The sequence below is a fragment of the Paenibacillus tritici genome, from assembly GCF_018207515.1.
In the GTDB taxonomy this organism is placed as follows: domain Bacteria; phylum Bacillota; class Bacilli; order Paenibacillales; family Paenibacillaceae; genus Paenibacillus_AQ; species Paenibacillus_AQ tritici.
Map to the genome: position 1 here is coordinate 6,773,628 of NZ_CP073365.1, position 16,146 is coordinate 6,789,773.

The following is a 16,146-nucleotide window of genomic DNA, read 5'->3' on the forward strand; positions in this document are numbered from 1 at the left end:
CGGCTCATGTTCGGCTCATTTGCATGTCCGACTCATTTCCGCCATATATATGGTTAGACTTTAGTGAAAAGTATAGGCTATCACACTGGTATCTTTATCGAGATCCCAGTCCACATAAATATCCGACAGCTCCTTGCCAAGCATCGGGGCAATGGAAGTCTCCTCCAAATATCGCTTCTCCATCTTGCGTTTGGTGGTCTTAAGCGTATTCTCATAGCCGAGGTCAATCAATTCCTTCTCCAAAGGGATCAGAATGCCCTCGCGCTTAATAATCAGAATCCGGGGGCCCAGCCACCAGGAATCCGTATATACTGGTTCCTTCTGGACCTTCCGGCTCACTTCGTTAATCTGGGAATGGACTTCTTCGCGTCCGGCATAATCATCAATGGGTATATCGTCATTCTTGATCAGTGCGACGATCATCCCCGATGCGTTATGTATGCCCCAATCATAAAAAAGCTCGCCGACCTCAATAGCCATGTTCTCCTTCAGGTAAGCTGCAAGCTCGGGAAGCAGGGACTTCATCAGAAGCTCCCGTGTATAACGAAATGCCTGTTCTTCTTCCTTATTTAACAAAAACCTCTCCACAGGCCCGATGAAATTACGGATATGCAGGGCAATACACTGCTTCCCGATGGAGGCATGTATGGATTCAGGCCCTTTCCCGAAGCGTTCGCGCAGTAGTCTTCCTGTGTAACTGGATAGTTGGCTAGTAAGTTCTGTAATGCTCATTCAATTTCCTCCAGCATAATATTCTAGTGTCTGTGGTACGTATGGGGAGACGCTCCGCCTGCTGAAGAAACGGTTCGTTCAATTTAGTATAATCTCAACCGCCGAGTTCGTATATACCCATTATTCCAAAGTTACCGCTACATTATAATTACAAGCGGAAACGGCTTTGCCGTCCTTTTAGGGACGGCACCGTTTCAGCGAGAAATAGAAGGATGAATTATGGTGTGAAACATATCAACCCTTATCATTTAAAAAGACGCCCCATTGCCGGAAATGGCATTGGAGCGCCTTCGGATGCCTGGATCACCTGCTCTTTAGCGGAGCTGCCAATCGCTGATATTGAAATCCTGCTTGGCCAGCTTCTCTTCCACGAGGAAATTCTTGGTCCCTTCCAGCAGCTTCGTCCCTTCCTCGGTGAAGGCCGTATCCTTAATATCACTGATCGGATTCACCTGCTTCGCAAGCTCGGGGGTGGTATCCCCGATCTCCGCCAGGAATTCATAATATTCCTCTTCATGCTGCTTCAGATCAGCGAATGCCTTCTCCCGTGCCGCATTCCAGACCTTGGGGAAATCCGGGAATTTCGCAAGATACTCCTCCGACACTACCGTAGCACTGCTTCCGAGCAGATCCGGGTGGGCCGAAGCATCATCCAGATGGGTGTACCCCTGCTCGATCTGTTTAAGCGCCGCTACACCGTTATTGGTGGTCGCGTCCACATCTCCACGGGCAAGTGCCGCAGTCGCATCCGGAATCAGCATGTGAACCAGCTTATAGCCGGTTACACCCTCCTGCTTCAGCAGGTCGGCCACGTAGCGGTGCATGAACGACCCTTTCTGGATTGCAATGGTCTTGCCCTTCAGATCCTGCACGGTCTTCGGTCCGTCCTTCTTGCCGATCAGATACCCGACCGTATGCGCTGAAGTCTGGGCGATTAACCGGGTCTTGGCGCCTGACGCGTACGCGATTATCGCCGGGGTATCCCCGAGACTGCCGAAATCAAGTCTGCCGCTGATTAAGGATTCTGTCTGATCCGGCCCGTTCGGGAAGCCGGTCAGCTTCACTTCGGTAATTCCGTATTTCTTCAGCTCCTCCTGAATAATGCCTTTGTATAATCCCCAGCCTTCCGCACCGCCGGGCACATTCAGCTTATTGGAGCCGATGTAGCCGAAATTCAGCACAGCCGGAGCCTGGCTTCCCGTTCCGCTGCCCGCCGCTTCGGCGGTATCCGAGCCAGCACTGCTGCCTGCCGGGCCGCTGCCCCCAGAACCTGCCTGATTGCCGCAAGCCTGCAGGACCAGCATCATCATTACCACCCCTGCAATCAGTGCGAGGCGCCTTCTTTTGCTCCCTCTCCCTGCGTTCTCTCTGTAGCTTCTGTTCATCGCTCTCTTCATTGTTCTTATTCTCCCCTCTGTCTCTCACCGGATGCTGTAACGCCGCGCAACATCAGAACCCTGCTCTGGCCGCCAGCTTAACCATGAACTCATGACTGGCTACAGGCTGTCTGCCCTTGCCCCAGCCCACCTTCTCACGGTAACCGCCAAGCAGCTCCTGCTCCTCCAGCTCCGCCTCAGTGATTCCGGTAAGCTGTTCGGAATCCGGAGCGACATACAGGGCATCCACCGGGCAATACAGCTCACACATGAAGCAGGTCTGGCAGTCGCTCTGCCGGGCGATAACAGGGATTCCATCCTCTACCCGGTCGAAGACATTGGTCGGGCAGACGGATACACATTGATTGCAGGCTACACATCTGTCAGCGCTGATGATTTCAATCACAACAGAACACTCTCCTTCGCTACTTCTTCTGTCTTGACCCAGACCTGGTCCAGTCCGCCGCTGATCAGGCGGTGATGCTGAGCGTCGTCGCTTCCCTGAAAGTCCTCCCGTTTGTGCATGCCCCGGGTTTCAGTGCGGGCCAGGGCTGAGTTATACATCCAGCGTGCCGTTGCCGTCATCGCCTGGGCTTCACGCGCCTTCACACCTTCCGGGGTAAGCCGGATTTCCCGGCCGCGCTGCTCTGTCCATAGTCCGTCCAGACGCCCCAGGGAGGAAGTCAGCCCCTGTTCCGTACGGAACAGATTAATGTCATACGGTTTGACTTCGGCTTGTACAGCCTCCACATATTCCGCAGTTCTGGCCGCTGCGCCCGCCTTCACTTCCCCGTGAACCAGCGGGGAAGAAGACAACCCTACAGGGGCACGGTGGTATGAATGGCGGCCAAGCCTTGCTGCATAGGCGGCTGCACCTTCTCCGGCGAAGGAGCCGGAGGACATTGCCCAGGCCGCATTATGGCTTCCCCCGCCGGTAAATCCGCCGCAGATCAGCTCGCGGGTGGCCGCATCCCCTGCCGCGTACAGGCCGGGAACCCCTGTACCGCAGCTCTCATCGGTTATCCGGATGCCACCCGTCCCCCGGACGGTCCCTTCCAGCCGCAGCGTGACCGGAAACACATCCTTGAAGGGATTAATCCCCCGCCGGTCGAACGGCAGGAAGAAATTCGTCTGCGCCGTCCGCAGCAAGGGCTGCAGCTCCGCGTCAGCCCCGTCAAGCTTCGCAAATACCTGGCGTCCGGCCAGCAGATTCCTGGCGATGACAGAGCGGCCCCTCTTGGAGCCCGCCCCCAGGGCGACACTGCCATCCTCATAGTAGAAGCTGGCATAGCTGTAATAAGCCGTCTTCGTCACGGAAGAGAAGGTCGGGCAGATTGCATAGGCATTGGAGAATTCCATGCCCGACAGGCTGGCCCCCGCCTCAGCGGCGAATAAGTACCCGTCGCCTGTCAGCACATTGCAGCCCAGCGCCTTGCTGAGGAAGGCGCAGCCCCCGGTAGCAATGACCACCGCTCCGGCCTGCACACTCCAGGCTTCCCCGCTCTGGGTCCGCACTCCGGCAGCCCCGGCTACCCCGTGTTCATCGGCAAGCAGCTCCAGCACCGGGCTGTGGTCCAGTATGGTCACCCCTGCCTTCTTAACCAGCTTGCGCATCAGGCGCATATATTCAGGACCTTGCAGGCCCCGGCGGTATGGAATGCCCGCCTCATCTACCGGGAACGGATAGCCGCTAACGCCCAGTCTGTTCATATTCTCATAGGTACGGTCCAGCACCCGGTCCATCCAGCGGTGTTCCGCCAGTTTACCGCCCATGGCGTAGCGGCTGGCCTTCGCTGCCTCACGCAGCTCAGCCTCCGGCTTCACATACCAGACTCCGGTGCCTGACGGGGCCGTTGCGCCGCTGGAGCCGCAGTAGCCCTTATCAGCCAGAATCACCTTCGCTCCCTTAGCTGCGGCTGTAAGTGCCGCCCATGTTCCTGCCGGACCTCCGCCGATTACCAGTACATCCGCCGTCCATTTCAATCCTTCCTTCAGTGCCGGTTGGTTCATGTTCTTGCCCCCTTGGTTGGTGTGTGGATTAGCGCTTCATCAGCCTTGATAGCTGTCACGCCAGTACAGGAATCTGCGCTCGATAACTCGGAATAGAGAATCAATCAGCTTGCCGACCACGGCGAATATAATAATGCCTACAAAAACAACCTCCGTATTGGAATTCTGCTTCGCTTCATTAATCAGGAATCCAACCCCTGACTGCGAGCCGATCAGCTCCGCCACTACCAGGCCGATCCAAGCCACAGCCATCGACAGGCGCAGTCCCAGCAGAATGCCGGGCAGCGCAGCTGGCAGGATCAGCCGCCGCAGCTTCTGCAGCGGGCTGAACCCCAGCACCCGGGCTACTTCAAACAGCTTGTTATCGACTCCCCGGATACCCAGAAATGTATTAATATAGAGCGGGAAGAAGGAGCCGCTCATAATAATAACGACCTTCGAAATCTCCCCGAAGCCGAACCACAGAATAATCAGCGGGGCAATCGCCAGATGGGGAACCAGCCGCAGAATCTGAACGCTCGGGTCCAGCAGATAGGCCGCGCTGCGGAACAGGCCGGTCAGTGCCCCCAGCAGCAGGCCGAGTATCCCTCCAATCAGGAACCCGGTCCCCGCCCGGCCGATACTGACGCCCAGATGCTGGATCAGCTCCCCGCTCACGGCCAGCTCCGCCAATGCCACGAGAATCGTGAGCGGTGCCGGCAGAAATTCCGGCGAGATCCAGCCCGCACTCCCGGCAAGCTGCCATACGGCAATGACTGCTACAGGAATTGCTGCCCCTGCCCCCCAGTCGTGCACAAGAGATTTCCAGAACACAGACGTTAATCTTCTCCTGTTGTTATGCGTAGTCAATGAAGCAGTTCCGCTATAATCACGGGCTTCCCTTACACCCTTGGCTGTCTTAATTATGGCTTCTATCCCTTCACTCATGGTGCTCTTCCCCTCCTACCCTTGATAGCTGTCCTGCCACCGCAGCAGACGCCGTTCCACCAGCCGGACCATCGTGTCCGTAAGCAGTCCGGCAGCGGCAAATACAATAATCCCAACGAACACTACAGGCGTATCGGCAAACTGGCGGGCATCCGACATCATGTAGCCGATTCCCGAAGTGGAGGCGATCAGCTCTGCGACCACCAGTCCCAGCCAGGCCAGCCCCAGCGACAAGCGTACGCCGAGCATGATGCTGGGCACTGCCGCCGGCAGCACCAGCCGCAGAATCTGCTGTCTTCTGCTGAAGCCCAGCACACGGGCTACTTCAAACAGCTTGTTATCCGTCCCGCGTATACCCATGAAGGTATGGATATAGAGCGGGAAAAAGGCACTTTTGGCAATCAGCAGCACCTTGGATTCTTCCCCGATGCCGAACCAGAGAATGAATAGCGGCACTACGGCCAGGCTGGGGATCATCCGGATCATCTGCAGCGACGGATTCAGCAGCTTCTCCGAGCGGCGGAACAATCCGACCACAATGCCTAGCAGCAGGCCAAGCCCGCCGCCAAGCAGGAATCCCGAAAGTGTCCGCAAGGCACTGACCCGCAGATTGATCCACAGCTCCCCGCTGGATGCCAGTGTAATGAAGGACTGTGCAATCGTATAGGGTGCGGGGAACAGCATTGCCGAGATCATTCCGTAATGACTCAGCATCTGCCACAGGATCAATACGCCCCCCGGCAGCAGCAGTCCCAGCCCGGCAATGGCAACTTTCCCGGGACCTTCCGGCCTTCTGATCCTTCCAGCTCTACCGGCTCTTCCGGCACTTCCGGCACTTCCGGCACTTCCGGCACTTCCGGCATTCCCTGACGCTACAGCCTGTTCAGCCATGATCGTTCCTCCCTCCGTAGTCATATATTCGCATCGTTTAAGTCGGATATTAGTCAGCATTTACTCTTGCTTCAGATCCCCGCCCCATCCTTCAGCTCCAGCTCATCCACCTTCTCGAAGTAGTTCAGCACCTTTAGCCTCAGCTCCTGAAAGGAGGTTGTGGTTTTTTTGCGCGGATACGGCAGGTCTATCGGTACAATCCTGCGAATCTTGCCGGGACGGGGCTCCAGAATCACCACCCGGTTCCCCAGAAACACCGCTTCATCAATATCATGTGTCACAAAAATCATCGTAGTCCGGTTCCGCCGCCAAATGTCGAGCAGCACCGTCTGCATATGCGCCCGGGTAAAAGCATCCAGTGCGCCAAAGGGCTCGTCAAGCAGCAGAACCTTGGGACTGCGCAGCAGCGCACGGGCAATCGCTACCCGCTGGGCCATCCCTCCCGACAGCTCACGGGGGTAAGCGGTCTCGAAGCCGCCAAGCTTCACCAGCTCAATCAGCTCATCCACCTGTTGCCGGATATCAGGCCTGCCCAGCGGCAGATCCGAGGCGATATTCTTCTCCACCGTAAGCCAGGGAAACAAGCGGTGCTCCTGAAAAATAAACCCCTTATCTATTCCCGGCCCGCCTATAGCCTCCCCCTCCAAGGTAACACTGCCGGTGTAGCCGGTATCCAGACCGGCAATGATGCGCAGCAGGGTGCTTTTGCCGCAGCCGCTGGGGCCGATCACCGTGATGAATTCTCCCTCCTCCACCTCCAGCTCCACATCCTCCAGCGCCTGCACCTGTCCGCCTGCGGTATCGAAGCGTTTATTCAGTTGTCTGATCGACAATAATGCCTCTCCCATCTCTGCTCCTCCTTCTGGCTGTATACAAAAAAAACAGAGGACCTCGCGCAGTAATCACGCTGGCACCTCTGTCTGTACAGTCGGCAATATTCAATTCAAAGTAAGCCAATTGGAATTCGTAAATTTAAAATATCACCCATTCTCCCATCTGTCAATAAAAATACACAATTTCCGCCCGGATTAATTCGTTTTAATACTGACTTTCTGCTGAAAGTATGAATTATCTTTTTCAGGAAACATTGCAAACTTCCACTCATATACTTACATTTTGTAAGTAATTATGCTATACTGGGCTATATCCTTTCACTAACGGACATGCTTACTGTTATAACGCTATTCAATATTCTGGATTATAAGGAGTCTGTACCATGAACAACCAAGGGAATGCTCAAGCGAACGAAGCAACCGTACCGGAGTTTGAATTCGGTATTTATACACTGGGAGATATCGTAACCGACTGCCATACGGGCCAGCGGATCAGTCCCCGCCAGCGCCTGAATGAAGTGATTGCAGCCGCCAAGCTGGCCGATGAAGCCGGGCTGGATGTATTCGGCGTCGGGGAGCATCACCGGCTGGATTTCGTTATCTCCTCGGTGCCGGTTGTCCTGGCGGCCATTGCCCAGGTCACCCGGCGGATTAAGCTTACCAGTGCCACGACCGTGCTAAGCACCATTGATCCGGTCCGTGTCTTCGAGGATTTCGCCACCTTGGACCTGCTGTCGGACGGGCGGGCCGAGATCATCGCCGGGCGCGGCGCTTTCCTGGAGTCGTTCCCGCTCTTCGGCTACGAGCTGGAGGACTACAAGCAGCTGTTCAGCGAGAATCTGGATCTGCTGCTCACGCTGAACCAGCATGAGGTCATGAACTGGCAGGGCAAGTTCCGCTCCCCGCTGCATAACGCCGAGATTGCTCCGCGTCCGCTCCAGCAGCAGCTTCCGCTCTGGGTCGGCATCGGCGGTTCGGCCGAAAGCGCCAAGAAGGCCGGGGCACTTGGCATTGGCATGGCGATCGCTATTCTGAGCGGCAGCCCGGAGCCTTTTCAGAACCTGGCCGGTACCTACCGCCGCTCCGGCGCAGCCGCCGGCCACGCGCCCGAGGACCTGAAGATCGCCATCACCAGCCACGGTTACATAGCGAAGACCTCACAGCAGGCACTGGATGACTATTACCCTTATTACTACAGCTACCGCAATGCGATCAGCCCGAAGCCCGGTCAGGAATACCGGGTCTCCCGCAGTGAATTCGGCCGGTTCACTTCGCCGGACAATACGCTGGCAGTAGGCAGCCCGCAGCAGATTATTGAGAAAATCCTCTATCAGCACGAGCTGTTCGGCCATCACCGCTTCATGACCCAGCTGGATATCGGCGGCCTCCCTTACGCCAAGGTCGCCGCAGCTATTGAGCTGCTCGCCACCGAGGTCGCGCCGGTCGTCCGGCGCGAGCTTGCGAAGAAGCCGGGCGGAATCTCCTCGGCGCAATAAATCAAGACTCGAAAAGATGCCGCCCGGTTATAGGGCGGCATCTTTTTGTGCGAAGTTGTACCGGACACACCCCTCTCCCGGTACATCGCCTGGAATAGCTTCTGTCTCAGATAATACCCGGCAGATGCTTCCGGCATACCTGCTACTGCAAGGCCTCTTAGCTGTCTCGAACTCCAGCTACCGGCGGTTATTCAGGTAGTTAATCATGATTAGCAAGTGGATAAACGTATCTTAATTTGGATGTTTCGGAGCGTCTGAGGATATTAGTTGGAGAAACGTATCTTAATTTCACGCCTTTCCTCTGCTCTGACTGAATTGCGGCTGATTAAGTGCTATTTTTCCAACTGCTGTCCGCTAAAGGCTCCTCTATTCATGAGCAAGTGGAGAAAATCCAATTATTTCCCCCGCCAACAAACAGACGCCTCAGCTGCCCGCATGCTACATAACAAGCCCTACCGACCCTAGCTCATCCTGTTTCTCCAGCTCCTGAAGCTGCTTCTTCAGAGTTACGCCCGTCACAGGTCATACTAAATAAGGGGTAAGCTCCGCTTACCCCAAAACATATAAATTCTTATCCGACAAAAAAAGCCCCCGGCGCTGCCGGGGACCTGCTTAATATTCATAAATTAGATTAGCGATTATTATGCGAAAGATGGCTTGTTATTGTCAACCTTGCCGCTGACCAGCTTCTTATACTCGTCATCTCCGCCCTCCAGGGAAGGTGCGAGATACACGTTGAGAGGCGAGGGTGTCAGCTTGGGGCCGGATTTGCGTCTGGAACGGCCTTTGCCTCCCGCGCTGTTGCCGTCACCGCTTGCAGACCGGCGGACAGTACTGGATATACTAACTGCATTCTTCATATTCTTCATCCTGTTAGTCCCCTCCTACTAAATAATTGACGGTACGGAACAAATCCCGGTTATAGGCAACGACTGCTGTAAGATCCTCTGCCGATAATCCCTGAATGCCTGAGAAATGCACCGACAGAACATGGTTCTTACCTAAAGGATAGCATAGGATATATACCTCCGCAACTTCCGTACGCTGTAAAAAGGTCCATTCCTTGGCCAGAAAAGCATCCAGCACTCCCGGCTTTCTGCCTTCGTCATCCGAGGCCGAGAACGGATAAATATGCCCGCGTCCCACATTGCCGCCTACCTGCTTCAGCCCTTCCCCCGCTTCCGCCCGCCACATGGCGGCTCCGATCACCCGGCAATCCTCCGGGGGCACGAAGGAATTCCTGACAGCTTCGCTAAGTGCCTGATATTTCTCGGCAGCCTGGGGAGTCGTTACATTATTATTATATTGCCAAAAGAAGTGAAGGATACTTTCTTTTCGCCTAAGCTCTGATCTAAGCTGCAGCAGCTCCACAGCCGGATCATGATACATCCCCTGGCCCTGAATACTGTCGATGATCTTGCCGCAGCTGACATCCACTGCCGCTGTAGCATTCTCATGCTGCCACTCGTATTCCAGCGGTGTCAGTCCGGACAGATCCGACAGCAGATGGTACTCCTCGACATTCTCCCCCGGAATCAGATCACTGCGGGCGGGCACCTGGTCCGGCAGCAGGCAGAAGACCCGGCCCCGCCGGAGTCTCGCCCAGAACAGCCCCATTTCAAACTGGGTGTTGTCCCGGGTGACATAATAATATTTACCCCTAATCCGCGCCACATCATCCGGTGAGAACACGAATACGGCAAAATCGCTGATATCCAGATTCCGCTCCAGCGCTTCCATCGTGTATTCATTAGGCCGGAACGCAGCAGCATACCAAGGATGAACCTCGGCGGTCCGCTTCAGCTGTTCATGAATAGCTCTGGCATAGCGGATCGATTCTCTGGAGGAACCAATGAATAATTTAGGTCTGATCACGGCGGCACTCCTTTGTCTGTTTCCCCAATATGTAATAATTATACAGACATTTCCCGCCAAGGAATAGGGTTAACAATTATATTAGTCAGCTCAGGAGCAATCGTTTAAATGGCGGTGTTATCAGAATACAGGGACAAAACTTCTCTTTAATTTTAAATTTTCTGTATTCTCCGGCCGATGAAACGGGTAATAGAATGTTATCTCTCCGGGAAATGAGGCTTTATTTGTCATGAGAAAAAAAATACATACCGCAGTACTGGCAGCCTGCTTATTGACTTCATCCCTGCTGCCTGTTCTTCCGTCTTCCCCAGCTTATGCTGCATCCGGCTACACGGCCAAAGTATACGCCAACTCTCTGAACGTACGCAGTGAACCTGCTGCCAGTGCAACCATAACAGGTACTCTGGCGGGCGGAGCCCTGGTTACCGTCACTGAAGATCAGCATGGCTGGCTTAAGGTCCGGGCCGGTTCTGTCTCTGGGTGGGTAGCCGGTTATTATCTGAAACGCACCAGCGGAAGCTCCTCGGCCAGCACTTCCGGTTCCGCCAGCGCCAAAGCACCCGTCAGGACCTCTGCCGTCTCCAGCGGAACGGCTGTTGTAACCGCCTCTTCCCTCCGCATGCGTGGAGGAGCGGGAACCGGATATGAGGTCGTAGGCTCCCTGCAATCCGGCAACAAGGTGACCATTCTGTCCCGGCAGGGGGAATGGACCCGGGTCCGCGCAGCCGGAGGAACGGTCGGCTGGGTAGCGTCCCAATATCTGTCGGGCGGAACCGCCCGTAACCTAAACACAGCGGCTTCTAATACCCAGAAGGTGAGTGTCGTACGCAAATCCGGCAGCATCCGCGGCAAGCTGATTATTGTCGATCCCGGCCATGGCGGGTTGGACCCCGGCATGCTCGGCACGACCTACAACACGATGGAGAAGGATCTGACGCTGCAGACCTCCCTGTATCTGCGGGATTATCTGAGCGCCAAGGGAGCGAGGGTGGAGATGACCCGCACCCGGGGCGACCAGAAGCCCTCCTTCTCCCGGCGGGTGCAGCTCGGGCAGCAGCTCGGCGCGGACGCTTTTGTCAGCATCCATTATAATTCCTCCCCGAAGAATGTCTCCGGCACGCTGACCTTCTTCTATTCGGAGCAGAATGATATACGGCTGGCCCGGGCAATTGAGACCCGGCTTGGCCAGGGAATCGGCCTGCGCAGCAATGGTCTCTCCTTCGGGAACTACCATATTCTGCGGGAGAATCCGCTTCCATCCACCTTGGTAGAACTAGGGTTCCTCAGCAACCCGTACGACGAGTCGATTGTACGCAAAGCCGCTTATCAGCGGAAGGCGGCCCAGGCTGTCGCCGACGGGGTGGCAGATTATTTCAACAATTAGAGAAGGCATCATTCATCTTATACACTGATTATAAACTGATCTCGCGGATGTTAAGCTCCGTTCTTTTACTGAGGTCAATGTATTCATCATCAATGCGGATCAGCGGAGTCTCGATGTCATGCGGGTTCAAATAGACAATCTCACCGACCCGGCCATCGGTTAAGACCACCTCGCGGCCAACGGTCCGCTTCACAATATTCTCCAGGAACACCGAAACAATATGCGGGTCCAGCGCGCCGAAGCTGCCTCTTCGCATCTGATCGACAATCTTATGAAACGGCGTCGGCTCATGATAAGGGCGCTTGCTGGACATCGCATGAAAAATATCGGCAACGGCGACAATCTTGCTGTAAGGATCAATCTGCCCATCCTTCAGCCCCAGCGGGTATCCCATACCGTCATTCCTCTCATGATGCTGCAGCGCCGCCAGGGCAATACGCGAATTGGCCCCGGTGGTCTCTTTGAGGATTTCGTAGCCGTATACCGTATGCTTCTTAACCTGGCTGAATTCCTCGTCCGTCAGTTTGCCTGGCTTGTTCAGCAGCTCTGAGGGAATCTTCAGCTTACCGATGTCATGCAGAGTGGCAGCCAGGGAGAGCACCGACAGCTCGGCTTCGCTCATCTCCAGCCATCTGCCGATCAGGGTAGCCAGGACCCCAACTCCGATATTGTGCTGATATGTATAATCATCTTTGCCCTGAACCGAATGGAACAGCGCAAAGATATCCGGGTTACGGGAGATGTCCTGGATCACAGGAATCACATCCTTGCGGATATCCGCCAGCGGGATTTTGCGGGAGATTCTATAGGATTCAAAGAGTTCCTTCGAACTGTTCACTACTCCGTTTACCATCTTCTGATAGGAGGGCGCCTGGTCAGCCTCATCTGCAAAGATAATATCATTCACATCTATTTTTTGTTTGCGGATGAGCTCCAAATGTTCAGCATTCAATCTGCTTTTCGCGGGAATTACGGTAACTCCGTAGGTATTGATCAGATCATTCTTAATCGTTCTTCCCAGTAAATTGTTCATACTATCCAGCCCTCCCATATAACCGCAGGCTATGAATTAATTGCCCCTATAGCTATTATCGGTATTAGGCCGGAAAATGTTGAAAGGCAGGTATGAAGCTGATGCTCCAGGCTCAGGTTTCTTCTTCATGCTTGCGGTACTCTCTGGGAGAGACTCCGGCGGTTTTTTTGAAGACACGGCTGAAGTACTTCTCATCCTCATAGCCCACCAGCTCCGCGATCTGCGACAGCCGCAGATTCGTATTCTGCAGCAGCGTCTTCGCCTTATCCACTCGTAGACTGGTCAGATAATCCGACAGATTCTCTCCGGTAATCTGCTTGAACTTGCGTGATACATTCTCCCTGCTGATGAAAAAGCGTTCCGCAATATGCTGAAGTGTCATCTCCTGCGCATAATTCTGGTTCAGATATTCCCGGATCTCCTGCACAAGTCTGCTGTCCGGGGTCTGAGAGTTGCCCTTGAACAACCGGCGCAGCAGCGATTTCAGCCCGCCTTGCCAGTTCTCTACCGAGAACAGCCCCTCTGCATCATAACAGGGCTCCAGGCTAATCTCCTCCTCCGGCCGCCAGCGCTTCAGAACCGTAAGTATCTCCGCCTGCTGCTGCAGGAGGCCGCTCTCCGTAAGCAGCGGCAGCCCCGCCAGATGCCCGGCCCACTCTTCCACCACCCGCTCCATCCGCCCCAGATCACCGGACAATACGGCGATTCTAAGCTTGTCCAGCCGCTCCTCCAGGGCGTAGTCTTCTACAGGTCTACTCCGGTCTGCCCGCTCTCTAAAAGGATGGATACGCCCTTCCCGCTGCAGGAGGTTCCGCTCCTCCAGCGCCTGCCCTGCCTGTTTGAACGCATGCTGCAGCCCCTCCGGCAAAGGGTTCAGCGGACTAAGTCCGATATCTACCTGAACGCCAAAGGCCTGGCGGATGGCTTCGTTCATACGGTTAAGTACGGTCTCCGCCTGCATTACAGCACTCCACAGCAGAACTACAAGCTCGCCTCCGCCCTGCCAGCTGCGGAAGGCGTAACCGCTCTGGTCCGCCGCCATCACTTCATTGCAGACGTTGGCCAGCACGAAGGCGGTCAACGCCACATCGCCGTGAAATCTCTGCAGCAGGCGGCAGTCCGCGCCTTGCAGCGAGATTACAGCAATTCGGCAGTCGTGTGCCCCAATCGGCATCCCCAGCTCCTCGCAGAGCGGCAGCTTCAGCTCATGGAAGGAGGCCTGGCCACCCACAAGATCGGATAACATCTTGTCCCAGTAGAGCGGACGCAGAGCGTTCAGCTGCATATTCTGGCGCTGCCGCCGCTTCCGCTCCGCCTCTTCCTCCATCCACAGCCGGAAGGCATGCTCCGCCGAGGCAATCAGCTGCTTGCTGTTCAGCGGCTTCAGCAGATAATCGGTCCCGCCGTACACAATGGCCGGCTTCACGTAATTGAAATCCTGATACCCGCTGATCACAATCGTCTTCGTATTCGGATAATGGCGGTGCAGCCATTCCAGCAGCTCCGCCCCGTCCATCAGCGGCATCCGCATATCGGTGAAGACGATGGCCGGCTGGTGTTCCCGCATCACCAGAGTCGCTTCCTGTCCGTTGGTCGCCTCATAAATAGCGGAGATATTATAGCTGTCCCACGGAACAAAATAACGGATGGCCTCCCGCACATGCTTCTCATCATCCACAATCAGCACCTTCATCTCTGCTGCCCCTTTCGCGCTTATGTCTGCCCGTCCAGCGGAATCCTCAGGGTTACCGTAACCCCTTGGCCCTCTTCATTATTCACGATCTGCATCTCCGCCCCGCTGCCGAATTGCAGCCGCAGGCGGGCCAGCACATTATACAGGCCGATCTCCTCATTCCCGGATTGGCCGCTGCTTGTGAGTCCGGCTGTAATCTCCGCAAGCCGCTCCGGGAGAATGCCTTTGCCGTTATCCTTGACAGCAAGCACCAGACCCATCTGCCCTTCCAGCGTGCAGTCTATCCGGATCACACCTTCGCGGATTCCGTCCGCGAAGGCGTGCTTGAAGATATTCTCTACAATCGGCTGTAAGATCATCTTCGGCAGAATAAGCTCCAGAGTCTCAGGTTCCGCCTCGATCTCCAGCCGCAGATTCTCTTCGCCGAACCGCTCTGTCTGCAGAATCACATAATTCTGCACATGCTCGATTTCATCACGCAGCGGTACCTGCGTCCGCTCCGTATTCATGGAATAACGCATCATGCTGCCCAGGGAATAGATGAGATCATACACCTTCGGCGCATTATAGCGCAAGGACAGGCTGGCAATAGATTGCAGCGCATTGTATAGAAAGTGAGGATTCACCTGGGCCTGGAGTGCCTTCAGCTCTGTCGTCTTGTTCGCCAGCTCCAGCCGGTATTCCTTCACGATCAGGTCATTGATCGTGCGGGTCATGCCGGTGATTTTACGGGTCAGGAGACCGAACTCATCCTCCCGCTCGGCCACCATATGCGCATCCAGCTGGCCGATCTGCACCTTCTGCGTGAAGTGGATCAGCTTCTTGATCGGCCGGGTGAAGCCGATGGAGATCAGCACGGCACTGATGCCCCCGATCAGGAGGAACAGCAGCCCAATGCCCATGTTGAACCGGGTGATAACCCTTGCATCCCCATAGAGATCTTCATAGGGCACCAGCTTGATAATGCTCCCGCTGAACAGCGGGTCCTTAATCCGCTTGTACATCACAATCCCCTGGAAGCCGTCCTTCTTCCAAGTGAAATGGCCGCTGTCACTGTCTGCGGGAAGACGGCTCCAGCCGGTCTCTACCTGCTTCCCGACCCATCCCGGATCGGATGCGAACAAGGCCTGTCCCTCCGCATTCAACACATACAGACGTTCCGTGTCCGAGTTGTACATCGACTCCACGATCCCCTCCAGCTCACCGAGAGTATAGTCGATCGACAAATCTGCCAGCACGCTGTCACTGGGGGTACGGTAGATTGGGAAATGGGCGGTAAACACGGGAACAGTGCCGGGCTTCAGATTGGGGAAGCCGGACTTCACGCCGTATTGATGATCCATATGCGTGACTTCAAGGTACGGCCGGTACGTGCCTTCAGGATCTTCTGCACCGGCATTCTCCCCGTTCTCCCGGCGGAACCATCCTCCATGCAGAAGATTGGACTGCCTGGCAGCCCTCACATACAGGTGGATCTGAAAAGTGTTCCGGTCCGAGAGGAACAGGTTGTACAGCTGGGTGGAGATCACTGCACGGGTATCCGGCAGTACTGTGCCTGCGGGCACCTGCTCATTGCTTTTGGCGGTAAGCAGGGTGGTGTAGAAGGAGCCGGGAACATTAATCCCGCTGTATAGGGACATTGCCTGCTGGTTCATGCCGCTGAAATAACTGCTGAGATTCGCTTCTCCCAGGGTCAGCAGCTTCGTGTTCTGCTTCACAGACTGCTCCGTAACCGACTGCTTCGTGTAGAGATAGGAGAAGGTAACGGAGATACCTGACGGAATCACTGACGCGAGCAGCACTAAGGCCATCAGCCGTGTCCGGATGCTGTTTTTGAACATGGTAGTCCCTCTTCCCTGCAATATAATCCACTTTTCTGAGCATCAAATTGAGTGT

Annotated in this window: 14 protein-coding genes; 2 read left to right on the plus strand and 12 right to left on the minus strand. The window is 55.3% G+C overall.

Going from position 1 to position 16,146, the window contains the following annotated elements; genetic code table 11:
• Nucleotides 1-60 precede the first annotated feature (60 nt).
• The 7 genes from KDC22_RS29020 to KDC22_RS29050 all read right to left on the minus strand — a co-directional run bounded on the left by KDC22_RS29020 (nt 61) and on the right by KDC22_RS29050 (nt 6,784).
• Complete coding sequence (locus KDC22_RS29020; protein ID WP_173138810.1) at nt 61-732, minus strand: Na-translocating system protein MpsC family protein; 672 nt, start codon at nt 730-732, stop codon at nt 61-63.
• Nucleotides 733-1,046: 314 nt separating this feature from the next.
• Nucleotides 1,047-2,129, minus strand: a complete 1,083-nt coding sequence (locus KDC22_RS29025; RefSeq protein WP_246553093.1) for an ABC transporter substrate-binding protein — start codon at nt 2,127-2,129, stop codon at nt 1,047-1,049.
• A gap of 52 nt (nt 2,130-2,181) precedes the next feature.
• On the minus strand, nt 2,182-2,514 hold the full coding sequence (locus KDC22_RS29030) for a 4Fe-4S dicluster domain-containing protein (RefSeq protein WP_173138812.1): 333 nt from the start codon (nt 2,512-2,514) through the stop codon (nt 2,182-2,184).
• A complete protein-coding gene (locus tag KDC22_RS29035; protein ID WP_211721206.1) occupies nt 2,511-4,118 on the minus strand; it encodes an FAD-dependent oxidoreductase in 1,608 nt (535 codons plus the stop codon). The genes KDC22_RS29030 and KDC22_RS29035 overlap by 4 nt, the downstream gene beginning before the upstream one ends.
• A 39-nt stretch (nt 4,119-4,157) precedes the next feature.
• On the minus strand, nt 4,158-5,045 hold the full coding sequence (locus KDC22_RS29040; protein ID WP_211721207.1) for an ABC transporter permease: 888 nt from the start codon (nt 5,043-5,045) through the stop codon (nt 4,158-4,160).
• A 15-nt stretch (nt 5,046-5,060) separates the two neighbouring features.
• Nucleotides 5,061-5,960 (minus strand): ABC transporter permease, encoded by a 900-nt coding sequence (locus KDC22_RS29045; protein ID WP_246553096.1) that lies wholly within the window; start codon nt 5,958-5,960, stop codon nt 5,061-5,063.
• A gap of 47 nt (nt 5,961-6,007) precedes the next feature.
• Nucleotides 6,008-6,784: an ABC transporter ATP-binding protein gene (locus KDC22_RS29050; RefSeq protein WP_211721208.1), complete on the minus strand. Its 777-nt coding sequence runs from the start codon at nt 6,782-6,784 to the stop codon at nt 6,008-6,010.
• Nucleotides 6,785-7,152: 368 nt separating this feature from the next.
• Between KDC22_RS29050 and KDC22_RS29055 the strand changes: the two genes are divergently transcribed.
• Nucleotides 7,153-8,265, plus strand: coding sequence for an LLM class flavin-dependent oxidoreductase (locus KDC22_RS29055; protein ID WP_211721209.1), 1,113 nt, complete (start codon nt 7,153-7,155; stop codon nt 8,263-8,265).
• Between the two features lie 641 nt (nt 8,266-8,906).
• On the opposite strand, the gene KDC22_RS29060 is transcribed toward KDC22_RS29055, so the two are convergent.
• Nucleotides 8,907-9,134, minus strand: coding sequence for a hypothetical protein (locus tag KDC22_RS29060; protein ID WP_211721210.1), 228 nt, complete (start codon nt 9,132-9,134; stop codon nt 8,907-8,909).
• A gap of 4 nt (nt 9,135-9,138) precedes the next feature.
• Nucleotides 9,139-10,140, minus strand: coding sequence for a TIR domain-containing protein (locus KDC22_RS29065; RefSeq protein WP_173138827.1), 1,002 nt, complete (start codon nt 10,138-10,140; stop codon nt 9,139-9,141).
• A gap of 229 nt (nt 10,141-10,369) precedes the next feature.
• Here KDC22_RS29065 and KDC22_RS29070 point away from each other — a divergent pair, with 229 nt between their 5' ends.
• Nucleotides 10,370-11,524 (plus strand): N-acetylmuramoyl-L-alanine amidase family protein, encoded by a 1,155-nt coding sequence (locus tag KDC22_RS29070; protein WP_173138829.1) that lies wholly within the window; start codon nt 10,370-10,372, stop codon nt 11,522-11,524.
• A gap of 28 nt (nt 11,525-11,552) precedes the next feature.
• Here KDC22_RS29070 and KDC22_RS29075 read toward each other — a convergent pair whose 3' ends face one another.
• From KDC22_RS29075 to KDC22_RS29085, 3 genes are all read right to left on the minus strand, one after another.
• A complete protein-coding gene (locus tag KDC22_RS29075) occupies nt 11,553-12,557 on the minus strand; it encodes an HD-GYP domain-containing protein (RefSeq protein ID WP_211721211.1) in 1,005 nt (334 codons plus the stop codon).
• A 112-nt stretch (nt 12,558-12,669) separates the two neighbouring features.
• The gene (locus KDC22_RS29080) at nt 12,670-14,250 is read right to left on the minus strand and encodes a response regulator (protein ID WP_211721212.1); all 1,581 of its coding nucleotides are present in this window, start codon (nt 14,248-14,250) and stop codon (nt 12,670-12,672) included.
• Nucleotides 14,251-14,270: 20 nt separating this feature from the next.
• Nucleotides 14,271-16,091 carry a sensor histidine kinase gene (locus tag KDC22_RS29085; protein WP_211721213.1) on the minus strand — a complete coding sequence of 607 codons (1,821 nt, stop codon included), beginning with the start codon at nt 16,089-16,091 and terminating at the stop codon, nt 14,271-14,273.
• Between the last annotated feature and the right edge of the window lie 55 nt (nt 16,092-16,146).

What these genes read in the sequence shown, in the direction of transcription:
- KDC22_RS29020 (WP_173138810.1), bottom strand. Translation starts at nt 732, where the DNA reads ATGAGCATTACAGAACTTACTAGCCAACTATCCAGTTACACAGGAAGA.
- KDC22_RS29025 (WP_246553093.1), bottom strand. Translation starts at nt 2,129, where the DNA reads ATGAAGAGAGCGATGAACAGAAGCTACAGAGAGAACGCAGGGAGAGGG.
- KDC22_RS29035 (WP_211721206.1), bottom strand. Translation starts at nt 4,118, where the DNA reads ATGAACCAACCGGCACTGAAGGAAGGATTGAAATGGACGGCGGATGTA.
- KDC22_RS29040 (WP_211721207.1), bottom strand. Translation starts at nt 5,045, where the DNA reads ATGAGTGAAGGGATAGAAGCCATAATTAAGACAGCCAAGGGTGTAAGG.
- KDC22_RS29045 (WP_246553096.1), bottom strand. Translation starts at nt 5,960, where the DNA reads ATGACTACGGAGGGAGGAACGATCATGGCTGAACAGGCTGTAGCGTCA.
- KDC22_RS29050 (WP_211721208.1), bottom strand. Translation starts at nt 6,784, where the DNA reads ATGGGAGAGGCATTATTGTCGATCAGACAACTGAATAAACGCTTCGAT.
- KDC22_RS29055 (WP_211721209.1), top strand. Translation starts at nt 7,153, where the DNA reads ATGAACAACCAAGGGAATGCTCAAGCGAACGAAGCAACCGTACCGGAG.
- KDC22_RS29060 (WP_211721210.1), bottom strand. Translation starts at nt 9,134, where the DNA reads ATGAAGAATATGAAGAATGCAGTTAGTATATCCAGTACTGTCCGCCGG.
- KDC22_RS29070 (WP_173138829.1), top strand. Translation starts at nt 10,370, where the DNA reads ATGAGAAAAAAAATACATACCGCAGTACTGGCAGCCTGCTTATTGACT.
- KDC22_RS29075 (WP_211721211.1), bottom strand. Translation starts at nt 12,557, where the DNA reads ATGAACAATTTACTGGGAAGAACGATTAAGAATGATCTGATCAATACC.
- KDC22_RS29080 (WP_211721212.1), bottom strand. Translation starts at nt 14,250, where the DNA reads ATGAAGGTGCTGATTGTGGATGATGAGAAGCATGTGCGGGAGGCCATC.
- KDC22_RS29085 (WP_211721213.1), bottom strand. Translation starts at nt 16,091, where the DNA reads ATGTTCAAAAACAGCATCCGGACACGGCTGATGGCCTTAGTGCTGCTC.